The sequence below is a fragment of the Spiroplasma sp. SV19 genome (assembly GCF_030060925.1).
Lineage (GTDB): Bacteria > Bacillota_I > Bacilli_A > Mycoplasmatales > Mycoplasmataceae > Spiroplasma.
Window position 1 is genome coordinate 1172086 of sequence record NZ_CP045455.1, and the last position, 25091, is coordinate 1197176.

At 31.0% G+C, this 25091-nt stretch carries 21 protein-coding genes and 1 riboswitch; of the genes, 20 read left to right on the forward strand and 1 reads right to left on the reverse strand.

Translation table 4 applies throughout. The annotated features are described in order from the left end of the window. Positions 1–128: 128 nt before the first annotated feature. The 5 genes from E7Y35_RS05660 to dnaJ all read left to right on the forward strand — a co-directional run bounded on the left by E7Y35_RS05660 (position 129) and on the right by dnaJ (position 7057). Complete coding sequence (locus E7Y35_RS05660; RefSeq protein ID WP_283272021.1) at positions 129–2270, forward strand: ATP-dependent Clp protease ATP-binding subunit; 2142 nt, start codon at positions 129–131, stop codon at positions 2268–2270. A 100-nt stretch (positions 2271–2370) separates the two neighbouring features. Beyond that, on the forward strand, positions 2371–3417 hold the full coding sequence (hrcA, locus tag E7Y35_RS05665) for a heat-inducible transcriptional repressor HrcA (RefSeq protein ID WP_283272022.1): 1047 nt from the start codon (positions 2371–2373) through the stop codon (positions 3415–3417). Beyond that, positions 3410–4030, forward strand: a complete 621-nt coding sequence (locus tag E7Y35_RS05670) for a nucleotide exchange factor GrpE (protein WP_283272023.1) — start codon at positions 3410–3412, stop codon at positions 4028–4030. Before hrcA ends, E7Y35_RS05670 begins: the two co-directional genes overlap by 8 nt. A 30-nt stretch (positions 4031–4060) precedes the next feature. After that, entirely contained in the window at positions 4061–5851 is a 1791-nt protein-coding gene (gene dnaK, locus E7Y35_RS05675; RefSeq protein WP_283272024.1) for a molecular chaperone DnaK, read from the forward strand. A gap of 66 nt (positions 5852–5917) precedes the next feature. Further along, positions 5918–7057 carry a molecular chaperone DnaJ gene (gene dnaJ / locus E7Y35_RS05680; protein ID WP_283272025.1) on the forward strand — a complete coding sequence of 380 codons (1140 nt, stop codon included), beginning with the start codon at positions 5918–5920 and terminating at the stop codon, positions 7055–7057. 117 nt (positions 7058–7174) lie between these two features. On the opposite strand, the gene E7Y35_RS05685 is transcribed toward dnaJ, so the two are convergent. Next, entirely contained in the window at positions 7175–7501 is a 327-nt protein-coding gene (locus E7Y35_RS05685) for a rhodanese-like domain-containing protein (protein WP_283272026.1), read from the reverse strand. A gap of 109 nt (positions 7502–7610) precedes the next feature. On the opposite strand from E7Y35_RS05685, the gene E7Y35_RS05690 reads away from it, so the two are divergent. The 15 genes from E7Y35_RS05690 to E7Y35_RS05760 all read left to right on the forward strand — a co-directional run bounded on the left by E7Y35_RS05690 (position 7611) and on the right by E7Y35_RS05760 (position 25088). Beyond that, positions 7611–9719 carry a polyribonucleotide nucleotidyltransferase gene (locus tag E7Y35_RS05690; protein WP_283272027.1) on the forward strand — a complete coding sequence of 703 codons (2109 nt, stop codon included), beginning with the start codon at positions 7611–7613 and terminating at the stop codon, positions 9717–9719. Between the two features lie 80 nt (positions 9720–9799). Next, positions 9800–10804, forward strand: coding sequence for a phosphate acyltransferase PlsX (plsX, locus tag E7Y35_RS05695; RefSeq protein WP_283272028.1), 1005 nt, complete (start codon positions 9800–9802; stop codon positions 10802–10804). A 7-nt stretch (positions 10805–10811) separates the two neighbouring features. Beyond that, a complete protein-coding gene (gene rnc / locus E7Y35_RS05700; protein ID WP_283272029.1) occupies positions 10812–11558 on the forward strand; it encodes a ribonuclease III in 747 nt (248 codons plus the stop codon). A gap of 116 nt (positions 11559–11674) precedes the next feature. After that, entirely contained in the window at positions 11675–15124 is a 3450-nt protein-coding gene (locus E7Y35_RS05705) for an ABC transporter permease family protein (protein WP_283272030.1), read from the forward strand. Positions 15125–15178: 54 nt separating this feature from the next. Next, on the forward strand, positions 15179–15973 hold the full coding sequence (locus E7Y35_RS05710) for a MurR/RpiR family transcriptional regulator (RefSeq protein ID WP_283272031.1): 795 nt from the start codon (positions 15179–15181) through the stop codon (positions 15971–15973). 121 nt (positions 15974–16094) lie between these two features. Further along, positions 16095–18257 carry a fructose-specific PTS transporter subunit EIIC gene (locus tag E7Y35_RS05715; protein WP_283272032.1) on the forward strand — a complete coding sequence of 721 codons (2163 nt, stop codon included), beginning with the start codon at positions 16095–16097 and terminating at the stop codon, positions 18255–18257. 11 nt (positions 18258–18268) lie between these two features. Next, positions 18269–19465 (forward strand): MalY/PatB family protein, encoded by a 1197-nt coding sequence (locus E7Y35_RS05720; RefSeq protein ID WP_283272033.1) that lies wholly within the window; start codon positions 18269–18271, stop codon positions 19463–19465. Position 19466: 1 nt separating this feature from the next. Further along, positions 19467–19850 carry a RidA family protein gene (locus E7Y35_RS05725; protein ID WP_283272034.1) on the forward strand — a complete coding sequence of 128 codons (384 nt, stop codon included), beginning with the start codon at positions 19467–19469 and terminating at the stop codon, positions 19848–19850. A 192-nt stretch (positions 19851–20042) separates the two neighbouring features. Continuing rightward, on the forward strand, positions 20043–20246 hold the full coding sequence (locus E7Y35_RS05730) for a hypothetical protein (RefSeq protein ID WP_283272035.1): 204 nt from the start codon (positions 20043–20045) through the stop codon (positions 20244–20246). An 83-nt stretch (positions 20247–20329) separates the two neighbouring features. Beyond that, entirely contained in the window at positions 20330–20953 is a 624-nt protein-coding gene (locus E7Y35_RS05735; RefSeq protein ID WP_283272036.1) for an N-6 DNA methylase, read from the forward strand. A gap of 1 nt (position 20954) precedes the next feature. Next, complete coding sequence (locus tag E7Y35_RS05740) at positions 20955–21527, forward strand: EcoRI family type II restriction endonuclease (protein WP_283272037.1); 573 nt, start codon at positions 20955–20957, stop codon at positions 21525–21527. After that, complete coding sequence (locus E7Y35_RS05745) at positions 21506–21682, forward strand: hypothetical protein (protein ID WP_283272038.1); 177 nt, start codon at positions 21506–21508, stop codon at positions 21680–21682. The genes E7Y35_RS05740 and E7Y35_RS05745 overlap by 22 nt, the downstream gene beginning before the upstream one ends. A gap of 96 nt (positions 21683–21778) precedes the next feature. Then, complete coding sequence (locus E7Y35_RS05750; RefSeq protein WP_283272039.1) at positions 21779–22471, forward strand: hypothetical protein; 693 nt, start codon at positions 21779–21781, stop codon at positions 22469–22471. A 40-nt stretch (positions 22472–22511) separates the two neighbouring features. After that, a riboswitch (purine riboswitch) is annotated at positions 22512–22612 on the forward strand. Between the two features lie 73 nt (positions 22613–22685). Further along, a complete protein-coding gene (locus tag E7Y35_RS05755) occupies positions 22686–24116 on the forward strand; it encodes an NCS2 family permease (protein ID WP_283272040.1) in 1431 nt (476 codons plus the stop codon). A 132-nt stretch (positions 24117–24248) separates the two neighbouring features. Further along, positions 24249–25088, forward strand: a complete 840-nt coding sequence (locus tag E7Y35_RS05760; RefSeq protein WP_283272041.1) for a purine-nucleoside phosphorylase — start codon at positions 24249–24251, stop codon at positions 25086–25088. Positions 25089–25091: the final 3 nt, after the last annotated feature.

The following is a 25091-nucleotide window of genomic DNA, read 5'->3' on the forward strand; positions in this document are numbered from 1 at the left end:
ATATTTATGTAATTAAATTATTTTTAAAATTTTAGCACTATTTAGTTGACTTTGCTAATAACTATGATAAGATATAGATATTAAATTAGCAGACCAAGACTAAGAGTGCTAAAAAAGGAGGGTACTTTATGGAATTTGCACAACAATATGAACCAGGAAAAGATCCAAAGGTTCTGGAAAAATTTACTAAAAACCTTAATAAGGAAGCAATTGCGGGGAAATTAGATCCAATTATTGGGCGTGAAGACGAAATTAATCGGGTAATTCGGATTTTATCGCGTAAAACAAAAAATAATCCGGTCTTAATCGGTGAACCAGGTGTTGGTAAAACAGCGATTGTTGAAGGATTAGCTCAGCGAATTGTTAAAGGTGATATTCCTAGTAATTTACAAAATAAAACAATTTATGAATTAGATATGGGAGCCTTAATTGCAGGGGCTAAATTTCAAGGAGAATTTGAAGAACGTTTAAAAGCGGTAATGAATAAAGTAAAAGAATCAAATGGCGATATTATTTTATTTATTGATGAATTACATTTAATTATTGGTGCTGGAAAAACGCAGGGAAGTATGGATGCTAGTAACTTATTAAAACCGATGTTAGCTCGTGGTGAGTTACATTGTATTGGGGCGACAACATTAGATGAACATCGCTTATACATTGAAAAAGATGCTGCTTTAGAACGTCGTTTTCAAAAAGTAATGGTTGTTGAATCAACAATTGATGAAAGTATTTCAATTTTACGAGGATTAAAAGAACGTTTTGAAACTTTTCATGGGGTTAAAATTCATGATAATGCGTTAGTAGCTGCTGTCAACTTGTCATCACGTTATATTACTGATCGCTTCTTACCAGATAAAGCAATTGACTTAATTGATGAAGCTTCAGCAACAATCAAAACTGAAATTGCATCAGTCCCAACTGAGTTAGATAACTTGAATCGACGTGTTGTGCAATTGGAAATTGAAAAGGCGGCCTTACAAAAAGAAACAGATAAGGCTTCTAATGAACGACTAGTTGATATTGCCAATGAATTAAAACCATTAAAAGCAAAACAAGAAAAATTAGAAGTTCAGTGGAATTCTGAGAAAGAAAGTATTACTAAATTAAAGAATTTGAAATCACAAGTTGAACAATTAAAAAAAGAATTAGAACAAACACAATTACGCGGTGATTTTAATCGTGCCGGAGAAATTCAATATGCCCTATTACCAAAATTAGAACAACAATTACATGAGCAAGAAAAAAGTGCTTCAGAGTCACAATTATTAAAAGAAGATGTTACTGAACGTGAGATTGCCGCTATTGTTGGAAAATGAACAGGAATTCCTGTTGATCGGTTAGTGGAAACTGAAAAAGCAAAACTAATGAATTTAAATAAAATTTTGTGTCGCCGTGTTCGTGGTCAAAGTGAGGCCATTCAAGCGGTTTCTGATGCCATTATTCGTAGTCGTAGTGGAATTAAAGATCCAAATAAACCGATTGGTAGTTTCTTATTTTTAGGACCAACCGGAGTTGGGAAAACTGAAGTTGCACGTAGTTTAGCATATGTTTTATTTAATTCAGAAAAACAAATGGTTCGTTTAGATATGTCTGAATATATGGAAAAACATTCTGTTAGTAAGTTAATTGGTGCTCCACCAGGTTATGTTGGTCATGAACAAGGTGGTCAATTAACAGAAGCTGTTCGTCGCAATCCATATTCAATTGTCTTATTTGATGAAATTGAAAAGGCCCATCCAGATATCCTGAATATTTTTTTACAAATCTTAGAAGATGGTCACTTAACTGATTCGTTAGGAAAAACCGTTGATTTTAAAAATACAATTATTATTATGACTTCAAATATTGGTTCAGAGTATTTATTAAATGAAAACAATGAGGGTGTTGGTTTATTAATTCAAAAAGAATTGGCCAAAAAATTTAAGCCCGAGTTTTTAAACCGTATTGACAATGTTGTAACTTTTAATGCTTTATCTAAAGAAGTGATTAAGGAAATTATTGAAAAAGAATTATCAGAGTTAACACAACGTATTGAAAATAGTAAAAATATTCGTATTACTTATTCAGGGGCGGTGTTAGAGAAAATTTTAGACGAAGGATATGATCGTGAATTTGGAGCGCGTCCAATTAAACGTTATATTCAACGAAACCTTGAGTCATTAATTGCGCATGCTATTATTTCCGAAGAAGTTCAAGAGGGAAAATCATATACGATTGATGTTGTTGATAACAAAATGGTTATTAAAAACAGTACAAAATTAAATTAGCACTTGCATTCTGATAATGATAATTTATAATATTATTGTTAGCACTATTTAGTGTTAATTGCCAAATTTAAATAAGAATTGGAACTAGGAGGTGCTGGTGATGTTAACCCAACGCCAAGAAAACATCTTGAAAGTAATTGTGGAAGAATACACGAAAACAGCGCAACCTGTTGGAAGTAAAGCTATTATGGCTTCATCCTTAATAGATTCTTCTTCTGCAACAATTCGGAATGAATGTGCAATTTTAGAAAAAGAAGGTTTTTTAGAAAAAGAACATGCTTCATCGGGACGAATTCCGTCAACAAAAGGGTATCGCTATTATGTTGATAATCTAATGGATGAAAAAAATATTGATGATATTAAAAACCGCATTGAAGCATTATTTGTTAATCGCAATATGTCAATTAATGATATTCTTGATCAAACTGGTCAAATTTTGAGTGAAATGACAAATTTGACAACGGTTGTTGTTGGTCCAAACTTTAATGAAGAAATGTTAAAGAAAATTGAATTGTTACCAATTTCAGCAACGCAAGCTGTTGTTGTCTTTGTTTTAACAAATGGCCATGTTGAAAACAAATTGTTTAATATTGACGAAAATAGTTCAATTAATGATTTACAAATTTCAATTGAATTATTTAATAGCCGATTAGAAAATACTAAAATAAGTGATATTACTGCAAAATTTGATGTTATTCGACCAGTTTTAGAACAACAAGTCAAGCATCATGAATATATTTTAAAACAATTTGCGAATGCTTTAACAAGCATTGTTAAACCAAGTTATTCAACCCATGGTTTACAATATATGTTACAAAATCCTGAGTATAATAACCCAGAACGAATTAAACAAATTATCCGTTTTATTGAAACAATTTCTCCGTTTGATTATTTTAAAAAACAACAAGATAATCCGAATGATGATTTAGTTTCAATCCAAATTGGAAATGAAACAGGATTTAATAATGACGATATGGCATTGTTAACAACAACATATAAAGTTGATGATATGCAAGAAGGGGGAATCGCTTTGGTGGGGCCAAAGCGCTTGGAATATGATAAACTCTATGAAGTTTTAGAGTGGTTAGCAAATCGCATTCGCGAAGCATATCAAAAAGAAGATAGAAAGGTTGAGATTAATGAGTAATGAAAAAAATGACAAATCTTCACCAAACCAATTAAAAGAAAAAATTGATAAATTACGGAAAGAATTAGCTAATAATCAAACAGCTCCTTTAGCATCAGATTCACTTGAAACTGAAACACCAACAGCTGAAGCAAATAACTTGGCAATTATCGAAGATTTAGAACAAGAAATTGATTTATTATTAAAAGATAATATGCGCTTACGAGAAGAAAAGTTATTAGCATTAGCAGATGGTGAAAATTTAAAGAAAAGAATTCATGCGGAAGTAGCTGATATTAAACTTTATCGTGCTGCGGGAATCGCAGAAAAATTATTACCAACCTTGGATAACTTTGAACGAGCATTACAAGTGACAAATGTCACACCCGAGGTTAAAAACTTTTTAACCGGATTTGAAATGATTCACCGTATGTTTAAAACGGTCTTTGAAGAAGAAGGAATTACCGCAATGGATACCAAAGTGGGCGAACGCTTTAATTCTAACTTCCATGCGGCAATTGAAATTGTTGAATCAACTGAGGTTGCTTCGGGATGCATTGTTCAAATTATGCAAAAAGGATATATGATTCATGATCGTGTCTTGCGTCATGCATCAGTGCAAGTAGCAAAATAATATATTGTAGAGAGAGGAAGGAAAGATATTATGTCAAAAATTATTGGAATTGATTTAGGAACAACAAACTCATGTGTTGCTGTAATGGAGGGCAATGAATTTAAAGTTTTAGAAAACCCAGAAGGGCAACGTACAACACCATCAGTTGTTTCGTTTAAAAATGATGAAATTATAGTCGGAGATGCTGCGAAACGACAAGCAGTAACTAACCCAAACACAATTAGTTCAATTAAAAGAAAAATGGGAACAGCTGATAAAGTACATGTTAATAGCAAAGATTATAGTCCCGAACAAATTTCAGCTGAAATTTTACGTTATTTAAAAAGTTATGCTGAAAAAAAATTAGGACAAAAAGTATCAAAAGCAGTTATTACTGTTCCAGCATACTTTAATGATGCGCAACGGCAAGCAACAAAAGATGCCGGGAAAATTGCGGGATTAGATGTTGAACGAATTATTAATGAACCAACCGCAGCGGCATTAGCTTATGGAATTGATAAAGTTGACAAAGAACAAAAAGTCTTAGTTTATGATTTAGGGGGAGGAACATTTGACGTTTCAATCTTAGATTTAGCCGATGGGACATTTGAAGTTTTATCAACTGCTGGGGATAACCATTTAGGAGGAGATGACTTTGATGAAGTCATTATTAAATGAATGGTTGAAGAATTTAAAAAAGAAAATGGAATTGATTTAAAAACAGATAAAATGGCAATGCAACGTTTAAAAGAAGAAGCAGAAAAAGCAAAGAAAAATCTATCTTCACAATTACAAACGGAAATTGCAGCGCCATTTATTACTGCTCGTGATGGTAATCCATTGCATTTAAATTTAACTTTAACAAGAGCAAAATTTGATGAAATGACAAAAAGTTTGGTTGACCGTACAGTTGAACCTGTTCGCAAAGCGTTGGCAGATGCTAAGTTAAAAGCTAGTGAGTTAGACCAAGTATTACTAGTTGGAGGAAGTACAAGAATTCCAGCGGTACAAGAAGTTATTAAACGTGAATTAGGAAAAGAACCAAACCGTACTATTAATCCGGATGAAGTTGTTGCGATTGGTGCGGCAATTCAAGGGGGAGTTTTAGCTGGGGATGTAAAAGATGTTTTACTACTAGATGTAACACCACTATCATTAGGAATTGAAACATTAGGGGGAGTTTCAACGGTCTTAATTCCGCGAAATACAACAATTCCAACTTCAAAAGCACAAGTGTTTTCAACTGCTGCTGATAACCAACCAGCGGTTGACATTCATGTTTTACAAGGAGAACGTAAAATGGCGGCGGATAATAAAACATTGGGTCGTTTCCAATTATCAGGAATTGATCCAGCGCCAAAAGGAATGCCTCAAATTGAAGTTAAGTTTTCAATTGATGCTAACGGAATTGTGTCGGTAGCAGCAAAAGATTTAAAAACGAACAAAGAACAATCTGTTACTATTACTAATGGTGGTGGTTTAACAGAAGAAGAAATTCAACGTATGGTTGATGAAGCTGAAAAAAATAAAGATAAAGATGAACAAAAATTAAAAAACATTGAATTACGAAATAAGGCTGAATCATATCTTGCCGTAATTAATCAAGCATTAGAAACTAACAAGGATAAAATGGATGCCGAACAATTAAAAACATCAGAAGATATGGTTAAAGAAATTAAAGAGTTATTAGACAAAGAAGATTATGCTGGATTAGAAGCAAAAATGGCAGGGCTTGAACAAGCAATGGCAGAGGCTTCAAAACATATGAATAATCAACAATCTGAGCAATCGGATCAATCTGAACCAGAAATTACTGAAGATGATGAAAAGAAAGATAAATAACAATAATGATGACTAAAATTATTTTAGTTATCTTTTCTTTAAAAAAGAAAGTAGGAAGATGGTAAAATGGGGAAACGAGACTATTATGATGTATTAGGTGTCAAGCGAGATGCAACTGATGATGAAATTAAGCGTGCATTTCGCCAACTAGCGAAAAAATACCACCCAGATGTTTCAAAAGAAAAGGATGCTGAGGCGAAATTCAAAGAAATTAATGAAGCTTACGAAGTATTATCTGATCCTAATAAACGTCAAAACTATGATCAGTTTGGTCATGCTGCAAATGATCCAAATGGTTTTGGTGGTTTTGGTGGCTTTAGTCAAGGTTTTAGTAGTAATGGTGGTTTTGAAGATATTTTTTCTGGTGGTTTTGGTGATATTTTTGAAAACTTTTTTGGTGGTAGCGCTAAAAAACGGCGTGGTTTTAGTAACCAACCAATTAAAGGAGAAAATGTTGCCGCACATGTTACAGTTACTTTAAAAGAACAAATGTTTGGAAAAACAGTGAAACTTGATTTGAATGTTGATAAGACTTGTGAAGCGTGTGATGGAACAGGGGCAAAAGATCCCAAAAAAGATATTCATACTTGTACAACTTGTGATGGATATGGATATGTTAACATTGAACAACGTAGTTTATTTGGCATAATTCAATCACAACAACCTTGTCCTGATTGTAAGGGGCGTGGAAAAGTTATCACAAGTAAATGTCCAAAATGTAAGGGTCAAGGCCATTATCGTGGCAAAGAAATCGTTGAAATTGAATTGCCAAAATCAATTTATGAGAACCAACAATTACGGATTCGTGAAAAGGGCAATTATGGTTTAAATAATGGCCCGCGGGGAGATATTTATTTAGAAATTTCAGTTAAACCAAATAAATACTTTAAACGAATTAATGATAATTTGCATTTAGATTTACCAGTTTCTTATTTAGATGCCTTATTGGGAGCTGAAATTAAAGTGCCAACTTTTGATGGTGATGTTCATTTGAAATTACCAGCAAACACAAAAACAAACAGTGTTTTTAGTATTCCAAACCATGGATTTTTTAAAAGCCCAACATCCAATAAACGGGGTGATTTAATTGTCAATGTTATCGTTACAATCCCTACTAAATTATCGGCAGAAGAAAAAGCCAAAATACAGGAATTAAAAGATATTAGTTCATTTCAAATTACCGATAATTTCTATGAAAATTTATAATAACTAAAAAAGAGCACTCTAAAAAGGAAGGAAAGTGATAAAGACTTTGCCAATCTCTGCTAGGGGGTGCTTTTTTATATGGTAAAAAGAAATCTTCACACAAGATTTTAATGCTTGTTATTTTTTATTTTCGTGCTCTTTTCAACGATAATAACCATAAATGCCAGTTGATAAAACATACACATTAGAATAACCAAGTTCTCGTAATTCTAATGCTGCTTCACTACTACGATTACCACCATTGCACAAGGTAATAATTAACTGGTCTTTATCTGGTAAATAATAAGCGGGGTTTTGTAATAAATCAAAGATATAAACATTTGTTGAATTTGGCATTTGATGCAAAGTTTTAAATTCAACATTAGTTCGGACATCTAACAAGTAGGCTTGATCTTTTAATGTTTCAAAGGTTGGATTATCAATATAGACTGATTGCTGTTTCATATTAGGTTCCTCAACTTTTTCGCTATATTTATATCATATCGTAAATATCAAAATAATGTGTGATAAAATTAAAAAGGTTTATAATAACAGAGAGGAATTAAGAGTTTTGATGGCAAAACAAGTTTTTAAAAAAATAATTAATAATCGGCAATTGATTGTCGAACATGGGCAATTAGCAAAACAAGCCAGTGGCGCGGTGTTAGTCCGTTATGGTGAAACGGTGGTCTTAGTAACAGCAACAGTTAGTAATAAAGTTAGTGAAACTGATTTTTTTCCATTAACAGTTGTTTTTCAAGAAAAGTTATATTCGGTTGGAAAAATTCCGGGGGGATTTTTAAAACGAGAAGGAAAGCCATCAGAATATGGAACTTTATCAGCGCGGGTGATTGATCGGGTTTTACGTCCCTTATTTTCAGAAAATTTTCGCAACGAAGTGCAAATTATTATTAATGTTTTAGCTGTTGATAATGATAGTGATGTTCGAATTGCTAGTTTATTTGGAGCATCATTAGCCCTTGGTATTTCCAAAATTCCGTTTGCGGGACCAGTGGCGGGCGCATTATTAACCGTTGATCAAGCACAAAATATTATTGTTGATCCAACCTTAGAGCAATTAAGCAATGGGCAAATGGAATTAATTGTGGCGGGAACTGCTGAGGCAATTAATATGGTTGAAGCGGGGGCAAAAGAAGTTTCTGAAACAACAATGTTAGAAGCTATTTTAATGGGGCATAAAGTTATTACTGAGTTAGTGGCTTTTCAACAAAAAATCATTGCCGAAATTGGCCAATCCAAAATGGCAGTAACATTATTTACTGTTCGTGCAGAAATTACTGATTATGTTAAGAAGGATTATGCAGCTAAGTTAATTGCTGCTGCGCAAATTAAGGAAAAAGTTGTTCGGTATGAAACAATTCAAGTTCTAATTGAACAGGCCGTGGAACATTATCCTATTGATAATAATGTGACCGAAAAAGAACAGCAACGAATTGTCTTGGAATTAAAAACAGCGTTGCATGATGTTGTTCGTCAGGAAGTTCGTCGGCAAATTTTAATTGATAAAACACGGTTAGATGGTCGGCAACTTGATGAAATTCGCCCTTTAACGAGTGAAATTGATATATTACCAGTTGTCCATGGCAGTGCCTTATTTGCCCGAGGAGAAACACAAGTCTTATCTGTTGTGACTTTAGGTGCCTTAGGGGAAAACCAAATTATTGATGGTATTACTGATGAAGATGGGAAACGATTTATGCATCATTATAATTTTCCGCCTTTTTCTGTTGGTGAAACAGGGCGAATGGGACCGCCATCACGGCGTGAAATTGGGCATGGTGCCTTAGGAGAAAAAGCATTGTTACAAATTATTCCTAGTGAAAAGGTCTTTCCATATACGATCCGAATTGTGTCAGAAGTATTAGAGTCGAATGGAAGTACTTCGCAGGCCTCAATTTGCGCGGCAACTTTGGCTTTAATGGCTGCTGGAGTTCCCATTACCGCACCGGTGGTTGGGATTGCAATGGGTCTGGTCAAAGAAAATGATAATTATACCATTTTAACTGATATTCAAGGGATGGAAGATCATCTTGGCGATATGGATTTTAAAGTGGCTGGAACAGCACAAGGAATTTGTGCTTTACAAATGGATATTAAAATTGCTGGAATTAGTGAAGCAATTTTACAAGAAGCATTATTAGCAGCCAAAAAAGCGCGACTACAAATTCTTGATAATGTTTTAGCAACAATTGCAGTTCCACGAGCAGAATTAGCGCCAACAGCGCCAAAGATGAAAACATTTATGATTCCAGTTGATAAAATTCGCGAAGTGATTGGTCCTGGTGGTAAGATGATTACAGCTATTATTGAAAAAGCTGATGATGTGAAGATTGATATTGAAGATGATGGGCAAGTGACAATTTATCATAAGGATTATCCTGCGATTGAAAAGGCTTATGAATTAATTAAAGCGATTGCAATGCCTGTTGAAATTGGGGTTGAAATAACAGGACCGGTTGTTAAAATTGAAAAATTTGGTGCTTTTGTTAATTTAAAAGAAAATGTTGATGGTTTAATTCATATTTCAAAATTAGCGGAGAAACGGGTTGAAAAAACAGAAGATATTATGCAATTGAATGATATTGTTAAAGTTAAGGTTTTAGAAGTTGATAGTAAAGGAAAGATTAAGTTACAATTAATTGAAGTTTTATCAAAAAAATAATTATAAATTATCCCCAATCTTTTCAGAAAAAAACTATTTAATTATTTGTTATAATTAAAAGTAAGTTAGGAGATTTAATTATGAGTAAAATTGCGATTGATATGATGGGAACCGATTTAGGAATTAATCCAATTATTGATGCGTTAAAAGTTTTTATGAAAAAATATCAAGATGTTACATTTATGTTAGTCGGAAATGAAAGTGAAATTCAGTCTGCTGCTGTTAAAGCAAAATTAGATTCAACAAGGTATGAAATTGTTGCAACAACAGAAGTTATTCTGATGACGGAAGGGTTAATGGAGGTTCGACGTAAACCAAATAGTTCAATGGTTCGTGCCGCCGAATTATTACGTGACCAAAAAGCAAATGCGTTTCTTTCTGGTGGTTCAACAGCAGCTTTTTTAGCGGCGTGTCATTTTATTGTTGGGGAAATTCCTGGTATTTCTCGCCCAGCTTTTATGCCCTTTATTCCAACTATTAAAAAAGAAAAATCAGTTTTAATGTTAGATGTTGGTGCTAATTTAGAAAATGATGCCCAAGATCTTGTTAATTTTGCAATTATGGCTAGTATCTATGCCCAAGCAATTATGAACAATCCTACCCCAACGGTTGCTATCTTAAATATTGGCGAAGAGGCGTCAAAAGGAAAAGACTATCATAAGGAAGCTTATAAATTATTATCTACAAACAATAAAGTTAATTTTAAAGGAAATGTTGAACCACGAGATATTACAAGTAATCTTGTTGATATTATTGTAACCGATGGTTTTACTGGGAACATTACTTTAAAAACCTTAGAAGGAATGGCAAAAAACTTAATGGGAGTTATTAAACATGAATTAACTAAAAATATTTATCGCAAATTAAAAGCGTTATCTCTTCGTAAAGCGTTTCGGGGAGTTCGAGAAACATTTGATTATCGAAATAATGCTTCCGCTTTAGTTCTAGGGTTAAAGGCAATTGCCATTAAAACACATGGTAGTAGCGATGAGAAATCATGAATTAGTACATTAGAAATGGCACGTACTGCAATTGTTAATGACTTTGTCCAAAAAATGACAGTAAAATTGTTAAAGGAGGATTAATTTTACGATGCAGTTTATAAACAAACAACCTGACCAATTATTTGCTGAATTAAAAAAGTTTTTTAAACAATATAATATTTTGTTGCAAGAGCAAAAATATTATTTAGAGGCTTTAACGCATAATTCTTATGCTAATGAAAATAATTTAAATTATACTTATCAACGAATGGAATTCTTAGGTGATGCTATTCTTGCAAAAGAGATTTCATTATATTTATTTTTAACTTTTCCTGACAAGAATGAGGGAGAAATTACTAATTTACGGAGCAAAGTGGTTCGGGAAGGGACCCTAGCAGAATTAGTACGGCAAATGAATTGGGCTCCTTTTTTATTGTTAGGAAAAGGTGAGATTAAAACAAAAGGCTATGAAAAAAATCGTATTTTAGCAGATATTTACGAATCAATGCTAGCGGCGTTGTACCTTGACTTAGGAGAAGAAACAGTTCGGACATTTATTGATCAAACTTTAATTAAAATGGTTTCAAACCCCGGTTTTTTTGATCAAATTCGTGATTACAAAACGGAGTTACAAGAGTTTTTACAAGCTGGTGATGTCCGCACATTAGAATATAAGTTGGTAAAAGAATCACCACCATTAGAAGGCAATCGTGTATTGTATACTATGATAGCGGAAATTGATGGAATTCGTTATGGCGAGGGCCATGGTTATACCCACAAGGAGGCAGAACAATTAGCGGCACGAGACGCTTTACAAAAATTAGCAAAAAATCCAAAATATAACTTTGAAAAATAAATAATAATGCATTATGATTAATTATATGGAGATGAAAACTAATGATAAGACATTTGTTCAAAAATTTTTGATTAAGTTTTACCAAAAATAGTTTACAGGTTTTGGGGTTGTTTTTAATGTTAGGTGTTGTTATTACTCTTTTTGGGGGAATGATTATGTCAAATGATTTAAGCACTAGTCAATTAGCTGTAATTGGAAAAAACTTGTATAATACCAATATTTCTTTTCGATTTAGTGAACAATTGAAAATTGCTTCTAATAACAAAAATTTATCATATGGGTTAAGTAACATTAACTATATTAATCCTAATCAAACGATTGATCTTACTAAAGCAGAAAGTTCTTATTTTTTGTTACAAAAAGGACCAAATGATAGTTATCAAATTTATTTAGATTCAACAAAAAATCCGCAATATACTGGAAAATGACTTGCTTCGAATAGTTCGAATCCTTATTTTGTTGAGCAACTAAAAACAACAGGAGATGTTGTTTTAAATTTTACGAGTAATATTTTACCGCAGAGTGATTATTTTTTAAATCAATCCGATTATATTGAACTACTGGGATATTTAAAAAATCCCAATGGTTTAATTCCATTTGTTAGTTCACCAGATAATCAGAAGTTAGTAACTGATACTAATGTTTTTAAGAGTGCTTATCAAGATTTTGCACAAAACCAAGCTCGCATTTACCAGTTAGAGTTACGGTTATTAAATTCAGTTATTATAGGTTCAGTTGCTGATCGTGCAATCATGAATGAAACAATGCAGGTTTATGATATTTTTAAAGCAGAGAATTTTTATATTCAAAGTGATCGCCCGTATTATTGAACAACCCCAATTATGGTTAAGGGTAGTTATCAAACTTTTTTAGATTATAATGCCACAAGTGACTATCCACCAATTATTGTTAATAATTCTTATGCTTCGCATAATAAAATTAACATTGGTGATCTTTTTACAATTTATGGGTTTAAATACCGCGTTGTTGGGTTTGCGACTAATGCTTATGTTAATAGTGCTTCCAATGATTCATCGTTTACTTATAATCCATATTTATGAATTCGTGGAGATGAGTATGATCACTTACAACAGAATATGAAAGCAGCGGCCCGCATTATGAGTAGTGGTGTTACAATTAATGCTGCGTTGGCAAAAGACCAATGAAATAATAATCTTTTAACAACAAAGAATAGTTGAAGTGATATGGCTAATGTTTATGATAATGCTAATTTTTCATATTCAAGTAGAGCTTATAGTCCATTAAATCATATGAAAGAATTGATTTCGAATAAAGAGGAAATTATTTGATCAATTTTAGTCGCAATTTCATTATTATTAGTAATTTCATCATTTATTATGATCAGTATGATTGTTAATAAATTGTTATTTGTTAACCGAGGAATTATTGGAAATTTAAAAGCCCAAGGTTATGGAACAGGAACTGTTGCTTTTTTACTGTTATCTTGTTTTCTACTATTAATGTTTGTGATTGCTACGTTATCGTTAGTAACTAGTTGGGTTTTTGCCTTTATTTTAAATATTACTTACAAAGGCTTTTTAGAATTTACAACTTATATTTCGATTCCACCGTGGTGGTTAATTATGGGGACATATTTGTTACCAACGCTAGTTGTTTGTGCTTATGCCTTTTTATTTATTATCATTGAAGTATCACGACCAACCTTAGTCTTGTTAAAGCCAAAAGTACTAAAAACCCACATTCCAAAAATAAATTTCTTGCATTTAAATTTTAAATATAAGATCAGTCTTAAGTTTGCCTTAGATGCTAAATGAAAATTATTATTAACAATTGTGGTAACAACTTTAACCGGGGCAATGTTGTTTACTGGTTTAACAACTATTATTAATTTTAGTCAGATCAATCTTAATTTAAAAGCTAATACAAATTGAAAATATGTTTATCGTTATGATACGAACTATAATTATAGTGCTAATCAAACCCCACCATATGATTACTTAGTGTATGAAAGCCCAGCGGCAGTTAAAGACCCTAATGTTTCAGGCTATCTGTTATTAAACCCACAGCAAAGAATTTTTACCGAAGAAATGGTTTTAAAAAAATATCCTGATATTGGGACCTCACAACCAGTGTGTGGGCCATTTGTTGGTAATAGTAGTATTATTCCTTCGCTAAAACACTTATGGTTTAAAGCTAATTCTTATGAGTGATATTTACAAAATTGTAAAAACACCAAATATTATGATCAAATTACAAGTTTTATTCAAGGGTCAGTTTATGAATATTTTATTAATGAGTTAAGTCATGAAGATGGAATTATTACATTAGGTTATCAACCAATTATTTATGGACCATCTCAATCAGAAATTTTTGCAGATACCCAAAGTCTTTATGCCCAAGAAGCAATTAACTATCATAATTTAGAACAATTCTTAACTAATTATCAAGCGGCAAATAGTGGGTCAACAATTGATTTATCAATTCCAACTTTCTATCGTAATTTTATTAGTGGGCAAAATTTGAAATCCTTAACGGGGAATGCAATTGAGTTTTATGATTATAAAAATAATACTACTTTATTTTATCCAAATGTTGAAAATAAGACAGATATTGCTTGATTCTTTAATAAAATAACTAGTTTTGATCAAAATAGTGATGATAATAGTTTATTACGTGCTGCACAAACAAACAGTTTTAGTGCTAAAGTTAACTATGCGATTTTGCAAGTGAATGAGATGAAAAAACTAATCCAAAGTGAAAATTGATTCCATAGTAAGGATCCAAGTTGAGATCCAACTAACTATCAGGTGCAACTATATCCAATTATTATAAATAAGGCCTATCAATTTTTACGGGGTGTTAATATTGGCGATATTTTAGCAAGTAATTTTAATGATAACAATGTTACTTTTTATGTTGTTGTTGATCAGTTTGATAATGGGATGAAAAATATGTTTTTAATTAATCGGTATAATAATCAGGCTTTAACCCCAAAACGGTTAGCAACATTATACTCATCCTTAACACAAAATGAAACATATCATTATATTGGTGTTTATGAGAAGAACAATAATTATAATATTTTACCTGACCCTTCTCAATATCAACCTTCGCCAATTTATAATGGAACACAAAATTTAAAAATATTGTTACAACAAACGATTAATTTGCAAATTATTTTATTCTTTATTTATTTATTAATTCTTGTGGCCTCAATTGTGGCTTGTATTTTCCAAATCTTTATTATTACTAATATCATTTTAAAAGATAATTTAAAAGTTTTAAATAGTTTTAAAGCGTTAGGCTACTCTGATTTTTGAATTTTTAACAGAATGTTTTTAATTTATTTGCCAATTATTTTAATTAGTTGAGTCATTTCAATTCCAATTGGGGCGATGGTTATTAATTTAATTCGCTATCAAATTGTCTTTAATATGTTATCTTATGTGTCAGGAACAGTTAATGTTGGTGATTACTTAATTAGTTTCTTAGGTTTATTAGTAATGTTTATTGTTGCTTTTGTGTTAAATAAACGCTTTATGAATCGCCGTTATCCAATTTTAAAAACAATGAACTGATCGTAAACAATTGCCCGTTATGTTGGATGTTGGTCCTAATAATTCTAAGGAGGATTGAAGATGGATACTGCTTTATTAAAACAATTACAAATGTTAGCGGTTGATGAAAAGAACTTAACAAATCAAACAATTGCGCGCTATATTTTAACAAATCTTGCTATAATTAATAACTTAACAACAAGTGAGTTAGCTAGTAATTGTTTTACTTCGCCGGCAGGGATTATTCGCTTTTGTCAAAAACTTGGGTTGGAAGGAATTAATGAATTAAAGTTTAAGGTCAAGTATTTATTAGAGCATGTGTCATTAGATGTTCAACAATTTAATGCTAATAAGCAATTAATTCAAGATGAAATGGCTTTTTTTAACGAGTACTTAAAAATTAAAATTGAATCAGCTCAATTGATGCATACTACTTTTTTTCAAAATGATTTAACAATGTTAATTGAAAAAATTACGACTGCGAAAACTGTCTTTATTTTTGCTTTTAACTTAGCATATAATGTTTCTCGTAATTTTGTGCAACGGTTACGATGAATTAATAAAAATGTTATTCATCAAAATGATTTAAACTCAATTGAGTCTTATTTACCAATGATTACGGTTGATGATATGGTTTTTTACATAACTTTGAGTGGACAATCAAATTTTATTGCTTCAATTGCTAAACAAGTTAATTCTGATGTATATTCCTTTGGGATTATTGGTAAAAAAACAGCTTTAACAAACCATTTAACAGACTACTTTGTTATCAATTCTCGTGAAAATGAAATCTGAGATGTTTTTTCAATTCGTTCGCAAACGGTAATGCAATTCTTAGATTATTTATATGCAAAAATTATTCGCAAGTATTTTTAATAAAATTCATTTCATTTTTCAGAACTATATTTCAAAATATAGTTTTTTTATTGTTTCTACTGCTTTTTTTGTTTTAATTAAAGAAAGGGCAACAAGATATTATTAAAATAAGGAGGTTAAAATGAGTAATAAAAATAAGGATAATCTTTTTGCAATTGAACAAATTATTTTAGATTCATCAGCAACAACACAAGATGAAGCTTTTCAAGAATTAGCAACCGTTGCCTATAAGGCAGGCTGTATTGATAATATTGAAAAATTAATAAAAGCATTATGAGCACGTGAAAATGAAACATCAACGGGTTTAGAAGATGGGTTTGCGATTCCGCATGCACGAATTAAAGATATTAAAAAACCAGCTGTTATTTTTGTCCGATATCAGACGGGGTTACAATGACCAACATTTGATAATAGTGCTGTTCAAGTTGCGATTGCTTTAATTATTCCAACAAATAAGCAAAATGATATTCATTTGGAAGTATTAAGTAATGTTGCTAAGAAATTATTAAATCCTGATCTTCGTAAGATGTTAAAAACAGAAACCGATAAAGCAAAAATTCTAGCATTATTACAAGCAGAAGATGAGGTAGCAGCATCAACTACTGAAAATTATAAGGGGTATGTTTTAGGCATCACAGCTTGTCCAGCGGGAGTTGCACATACTTATATGGCAGCGAAAAAGATTGAAGATGAAGCAAAACGCTTGGGTTATGCTGTTAAAGTTGAAAAACAAGGGGCAAATGGTTTTGAAGATAAATTAACTGCAGAAGATATTCAAAATGCGAATGTCTTAATTATTGCTGCTGCTGTTGTTATTGGTGAACAAGAACGATTTGTTGGTATTCCAATTTTAAAAGTAGCAGTTAGTGAACCATTGCATGATGTTGATGGTGTTTTTAAAAAAGCATTGCAAATTATGCGTCAGCTTTCAAATCAACAAATTCCTACAACAAAACAAGTTAAAATTAAAAAGGAAAAAGGGTGGTTTAAATTACATTTTAAAGCGGGAGCTGTTAGTTTAAAAAATGCTGTTTTAACTGGAATTTCTTATGCTGTTCCTGTTATTGTGGCGGGAACAGCAATTCAAGCTTTAATTACAATTATTATTCAAATTGCAGGAGCTGATTATATTACGCAACATGCTAATTGGTTAAACACTTTAAGTAATGTTGCTGGGAAAAGTTTAAGTATTTTGTTAGCACCAGTTTTAGCGGCTTATATTGCTTATGCGATGGCTGATAAACCAGGATTAACCCCCGGTTTTCTTGGTGGATTAGCGTGTGTTTATGTCACAAAAACAGCTGCTGATGGGACAGTGATTGTTGATGGCCTGGGGTTCTTAGGGGGCTTGATTACAGGGATTCTGGTTGGATATATGATGAAACTATTTAAAAAATATTTAGTTAGTCAAAAAATGCAAGGCGTCTTAACATGATTTGTTTATCCGGTGTTAGGATCATTAATTAGTATGTGTGTAATTTTATTTGTCATTGGTCAACCGTTAGCTTTATTAATTAATGTTATTTTTAGTGGATTAACAACGCTCCAAACATCTAATTTAGCAGCCTTATTAGGAATCATTATTGGAATGATGTGTGTTTTTGATTTGGGAGGACCGTTTAATAAAGTGGCATGAGCTTTCTCATTTGCCTCGTTTTCACAGGCCTTTACTGGTGGACAATTAACTAATCCAACGTTATTAGTACCATATGCTTGTTTTTGAGCAGCCGGAATTGGCACAGGGTGGACAACAGCGTTAGTAACTTTTATTGGTCGTCGTTTTTCAAATCAGTATGAAAAAGAAGCAGGAAAAATGGCGTGGATTTTATCATCATTAGGAATCACAGAAGGGGCGATTCCCTTTGCCTTATCAGATCCATTCCGTGTTATTCCTTCGTTTATGCTAGGAGGAGCTGTTTCGGGAGGCTTATGTGCTGCCTTTAATTTAGGCTCAACCATTACTGGTGGGGGCTTTATTACAATGGCAGGAATGCAATCAACAACGGGAGCACTTTCAATTGGTGTAGCAATCTTACTGTGGTTAATTTTTGCTATAATTGGTTGTGCAATATCAACAACATTATTATTAGGTTTAAAATATATTAAGACAAAACCAGTCTTAGAGCAAAAAGTGCAGACTTGAACAGCTAATATTTTATCATTAGGAATTGTCCCAGCTGTTAAGAAACAGCATTTAAAAAAATTCAATAAATTATCGCCAAGTGAACAAGAACAATATTTAAATCGAAAACAAAAACGAAGTAATCCTAAGTTAGAAAGGTAAAAGTGAGCATTATGAAATATAATTTTGATATTATCATTGATCGTAGTCAAAATTTAGATCGGAAATGAGACCAAACTTACATTGCAAAAAACTATCATTTGACTGGTGATAATATCATTAATTCATCAATTGCGGATTTAGATTTTATAACACCATTACCAATTATGAATGCTATCTTAGAACGAGCAAAAAAAGGCGTTTACAGTTATAGTTATGTTAGTGATGAACTTTATCAAACAATTAGTGATTGATATCTTCATCAGCATCAAGTTATTGTTCCAGTTGATAAAATTAAGTTAGTTCATGGAACTGTTAATGCGTTGCATCAGTTAGTTCAGTGCTTAACAGATATTAATGATTATGTTTTAGTTCAAACCCCAGTTTATGGTCCCTTTGGGCACGCGATTATTAATAATAAACGTCGTCTTTTGACAAATCAATTACAATGAGTAGATAAAAGTTATCAAATTGATTTTGCAATGTTTGAAGCAATTATTCAAAAATATCGGCCAAAATTATTTATTTTATGTAATCCACATAACCCAGGAGGGCGGGTTTGAACAAGAGAAGAATTACAAAAAATAATTGTTATTTGTCAGCAATATCGTGTTTTAATAATATCAGATGAAGTACACGGAGATTTAGCCTTACCAAATGTTAAATTTCATTCGTTACTATCATTTACAATGCCAGATAATTATCTAATTGTTTGTAATTCACCAAATAAGGCTTTTAATCTTGGTGGTTTAAAATCATCATATGTAATTACTCATAATGAGATGTTAAGAACTAAAATTGATGAACAATATCAACGTGGTTCAATTACATCCCCGAATGTTTTTACAATTCCAGCCTATCTTGCTGCTTATAATAATTCAGAAGTAGTAATGTGAAAGACAACAATGTTAAGTTATGTTGCAAAAAATTATAATTATGTTCAAGAAAAACTAGCGAGCATTTCTGGTTTAAAAATTATGCAACTAGAAGCGTCGTATTTGGTTTGAATTAATTATGCGGAAACTAACATGACTTCACAAGAAGTCAATGAACTATTATGAAAACATAAACTAATTGTTAGTAAAGATGATGATTTTGTTGAAGCACCACCATCGTGTTTTAGAATTAATATTGGAACATCATTTGCGATGGTGGTAAAATTAGTTAATATTTTAGTAACAATTTTTACGAAAGAAGAAAGGAAAATTTAAGATGAGTAAAAGAATTATCGCAACTAGCTTAGCTCCTGAGGCGATTGGCCCATATTCACAAGCAATTAAAGCGGGGAACTTTTTATATATTTCAGGGCAACTACCGTTAGATCCATCAACAATGACTTTTGGGGGAACAACAATTACTGAACAAACAAAATGGTCATTGGAGAATCTGAAAGCAATTATTCAATCAGCTGGTTATAGTTTGGTAAATGTTGTTAAAGTTAACATTTTCTTAAAAGATATCAATGATTTTGCCGCAATGAATGAAGTGTACAAAACATATTTTACGGCGGATTTCCCAGCTCGGTCAGCCGTAGCGGTTGCAGGGTTGCCAAAAGATGCCTTAGTTGAAATTGAGGCAGTTGCTTATTTAGAATAATTAATTACATTTTATGTTAAGACAAAGAAAAGAGTTTCTTTGTTTTTATTATGTATTTTTATTTGTAAAAGTTTATTTAATAAGAAGATTTTACAAAGTAATGTTAAAATATTAAATTTCTTAAATTAGGGTTATCTCGTTATTTATTATGAGATAAAGTGTTATAATTATTTGTAACGAGGGATTAAAATTATGAAAAAAGAACAAGAAAATAACCAATTAACTGCAGCTGAAATTCAACAAAAACTACAAGAAATTGAAAATAATTTTAAATGTGTACCAGAAGTTTTAAATGGTGTTGGGTTTTGTGCTAAATCATTTGATGAAAATGGAAAACTAATTACACAAGAAGTGGGAGCAGAGTCTAAAAATAACATTTTTAAATGTTATTTTTAAATAAAATGCTTTTTTTTTTTTTTTTTTACTTTTTTTTTTTTTTTTTTTTCATTATAATAAAAAATAAAAAGCAAGGAGGTTCTATGTATAGAGTAGATAGAAATAATTTTTATAAAAATGAAAAAAAGTCAAATATTTATACTCCCAATTATGTATCTGAGTTTTTATTTAAAATTCTAAGCACCCATATAAAAGAGGGATATATTTTTGATCCATGTGTTGGGAAAGGTTCCTTATTAATTCCTTGGGAAAAAGCGGGATGAAAAATTAAAGGTGTTGATATTGAAGATCATAACTTTTCTAATACAATTATTAAAAATTATTTAGAATTAACAAACAACGATTTAGAAAACAAAATTCCATCATTAGTAATAATGAATCCACCTTTTAATATTGATGAAAAAACAAAAGAATATATTTGAAAATTTTATGGGAGTAGACCCTTACTACCTGAAGTTTGATTTAGAAAAGTTATTGAATTATTTGGAAAAGATATTCCTATTGTTATGTTTACACCATATGGTTTTAGATTAAATCAATCAGGTGAAAGCAAGCGATGAATGAATTTTATTAATAAAAATTATCCTGAAATATCTTCTATTATTTCTTTACCAAAAAATGTTTTTGATAATGTTTTATTTCATTCTGAAATTCTTATTTTTAATATTAAAACACTTAAACCACATTATTTTTTAGGAGAGAAATAACGTGGCAACTTCAGAGCAATTAAGAATGAATAAAAATCAACATAGACCAAAAAATCTAAATAGTAAAAAAGATGATAAAGAAATATACTATGCAATGCAAAAAGTTATTAAGTACTTAGTAAAACGATTTGAAAACATTTCAAACATTGATGAAAAAAATAAGGAATTTTATATTGAATATTCTAAAACTATATCAATTGGTTTTATGAATAAAATGATTAAAAATAAGTGTATAAGACGAGAATATTTTAATGCTTTTGATGATAGAAGCATTAAACCTGATGGAGGAATTCTATTATTAAAATCTACTTCTGATGAAGAATTTTGTAGAGTGTTACTAGTTTCTGAGATAAAACGTCAAGGAACTAATGACCAGCTAGAAAAAGAAGGAAAACCAAAACAGGCTAAAGGAAATGCAATTGAAAGACTTGGCAAAAATTTGATTGGCATTAGGACAATGATGATGCATGAAAGTATAACACCTTTTGTTTGTTTTGGTTGAGGCTGTGATTTTAATCATGAAGATAGTTATATTGATTCAAAAATATTATGATGAATGAATTTTATCCCTTAAATAAAACTTATGTTTTTAAAAAAGATGGTTCATCAGGTTATAATTATTTTTCTCCAGTATCTATGTACTTTAGAGAACAAATGTGAAGTGAAGATGAAATGTATGATATTTTAAAAGAAGTTGCTGAAACATCATTTCGTTATTATACGCAGTAATATTTAAAAATATTTTTAATACTTTTTACTTGTAAAATAATTAATTTTAAAAGTTGTTTTTATTAAAGGATAAGGTAAGATTTATATGTGAGGAGAATGTGATTAAAAATGTTTGGATTAGCACAAATAACAGGGTTAGTTTACTTTGTTTTTATTATAATTACAGGTTTGTTTATTTTAGGATGATTAACATTTAGTTTTGTTCTACTTGGATATAAAAAGCGGAAAACAGATTTAGAACCACGAAAATTATTACGAAAAATGTTAGATGATAATGATTTTGAAGATGTTAATATTGGGGAACGAAAACATGTTATTAAAGCACATAATTTTTCTAAAATAAGTAATGCCGTAGTTATTCGCCAAAGTGACTATAAAGATCAAAGTATTACTAAGATTTATGATATGATTTTTCATTTTTATTATGTTTATAATAAAAAAACAAAAGAATCAAAGTCTTTTTTTTGACTGAAATTTTTATCATGATTTTTAGTGATTACTTTATTTTTATTTATTGGGACAACAATCTTAGTTGTTTTAACACAATATTTAAAAGACAATGATGTTATTAATGGAATCGGGATTGCAATTCAGGTTTTATCAATTATGGGTGTTATTTTCTTAATTCTTGGTTGGTTTTGTTGAACAAATTTAGTAGAACATTATCGACAAGATTTAATAACATTGGCAACAGAATATTTATCAGATAAAGATTTAAAGACTTTTAAAATTTACACTAGTTTTAAAGCTTTCTTTCCATTTTCTGAAAATGTCATTTGTTTTTGTTAAAGGGATTGAATTTTATAATTTAATTCGGTATATTTAAAGAGTAAATATATTAAACACCACCTGTATATGCTAGTAATATGGTCTAGCGTTTCTACGTCTTACCACTGTAATAAAGACTCTATAGGTTAATGCTTTCTTTTTGCGTTAACTTATGTTTATAAACAAGGTTAATGTTTTTTATTTTTACAATAAATTTGAATGGAGAGTTAGATATATGTTTAAAAAAAAGATTGAGACTTTTTTTCGATTTGATGATTTCAAAACTACTTTTAAAAAAGAAATTATTGGTGGTTTAACAACGTTTTTAGCAATGTTATATATTTTATCAGTCCAGCCAAATATGTTATCGGCTGCACCAGATATTAATCATCCAACAGATCCAAGTCAGAATATGGCTTTTGGAGGAATTTTTATTGCAACAGCTCTTGCATCTTTTATTGCAACATTAATTATGGGTTTATCAGCTAATATGCCAGTTGGCTTAGCGCCAGGAATGGGATTAAATGCTGTTTTTACTTTTAATGTCGCTAATAATGGTTTGGGTTATCAAGGAGCTTTAATTGCAGTTATGATTTCTGCTATTATTTTCTGTCTTATTTCAGTAACAAAATTACGAACAATTGTTATTAATGCGATTACAAATTCATTAAAATTAGCAATTGGAGCTGGAATAGGATTTTTTATTGCCTATATTGGTTTACATAATATTGGTTTTGTTGGTGATAATGCTGTTACTCCCGGCGGAATTGTTGTTAATGGTGGAATTCCAGTTGCAACATTAGGAAATTTAAAGACTAATTGGCCAATGATTTTAATGGGCTTTGGAGTCTTAATTTTAATTTTTATTTTGCACTTTAATAAAATACCTGGTGCAATTGCAATTGCAATTTTAGGTGGTTTGGGTGTTTCGCTAATTATTGGTAATGTGATTGATAGTGATTTTATTCGCACAAATTTTGCCTACTGAAGAGGGTGAAGTTATAGCGATTTTAATGGTTTTGGTACTAATTTAAAATCAACTTTTTCGGAATTTACTAATCTGAAAATTTGAACATCACCAATTATGTATATTTCAATTTTTGTTTTTTTATTTGTGGACTTTTTTGATACAACAGGAACGTTATATTCTGTTTCAACACAAATTTCAGCAGCAACAGGACGAGAATATGAATTAAAACCACGAGCTTTAATTGCGGATTCAGTCGGAACTTTAGTTGGGGGAACATTAGGGTGTTCGTCTGTCACAAGTTTTGTTGAATCAACAACAGGAGTTTCTCAGGGCGCACGAACTGGTTTTTCAGCAATTATTACTGGAACAATGTTTTTAGTTGCAATCCCGCTATTTCCAATTTTTAAATTAATTACGCCAGCCATTGCTGGTGCGGCGGTTATTTTTGTTGGAACATTAATGGTTAGTCAAATTAAAGATATTGAATGAGCAAAACCAGAATTTGGGATTACTGCTTTCTTTACTATTATTACAATGATTGTTACCTTTTCAATTACAAATGGTCTAGCACTTGGTTTCATTGCGTATGCCTTAATTTGTTTAATTACCAAAAAAGCAAAAACGGTTGCAATTCCAATTTATATTTTAGATCTCTGTTTTATTGGCTATTTTATTGCTTTTGCCTTTGTACAGTAAAATTGAAAAAGATAAATTTATAAAAAAACTCTTTAAAAAAGAGTTTTTTTATTAAAAATAATATCCAAGAATAATTGTATTAATAATAACTTTATTTTAAAATATAATAGAAAGAACAAGGAGGCCAACAATATGCGTTTAGATAATAAACTTTATGATGAAAATTTAACAGCAGCCGTTAATTTTTTGCAACAAAAAGTAACTGATTGAAAAGACTATCAAGTCTTAATGGTGCTTGGTTCGGGATATAATCATCTTGCTGATTCATTCAAGATTAATCATAGTATTAAATATGCTGATATTCCATTTTGACCAATTTGTACAGCACCATATCACTTTGGCAATTTAGTTTTTGCTGAACACAATGGTAAAAAAGTGGTTTTTATGCAAGGACGGCACCATTATTGTGAGGGCTATAGTATGAGTGAAATTGCTTTTCCAATTTATACTTTATCGTTATTAAATGTGCAAATAATGATAGCATCTAATGCGGCAGCTAGTTTAAATGCCCAAGCAATTAAAATTGGTGAAATATGTGCAATCACAGATCACATTAATGCTTTTGGTGATAATCCCATTATTGGGTTAAATAACCCACGGTTAGGAATTCGCTGACCAATTCCTCAAAATTTATATGATGATAAGTTGCGACAATTATTATTAACGGTTGCTGAAAAAAATGATATTAAATTAAGAACAGGAGTATATGTTGGTTATCCAGGGGGAATATTTGAAACAGCTAGTGAAGCAAGGATGTATAAACCATATGCTCAAATGATTGGAATGAGTATTGTTCCTGAAGCAATCGCGGCATTTCATAGTGGCATGAAAGTTGCTGGTTTAACAACAGCAACCGTTTGTTCAATTGGTGATAATCCTGATTTTGTTGATGATGACTATATTATGAAACAAACCCAAAAAATGGCAGTTGATTTAAAAGTTTTATTAGTGGAATTGTTAGCAGTAATTTAAAAA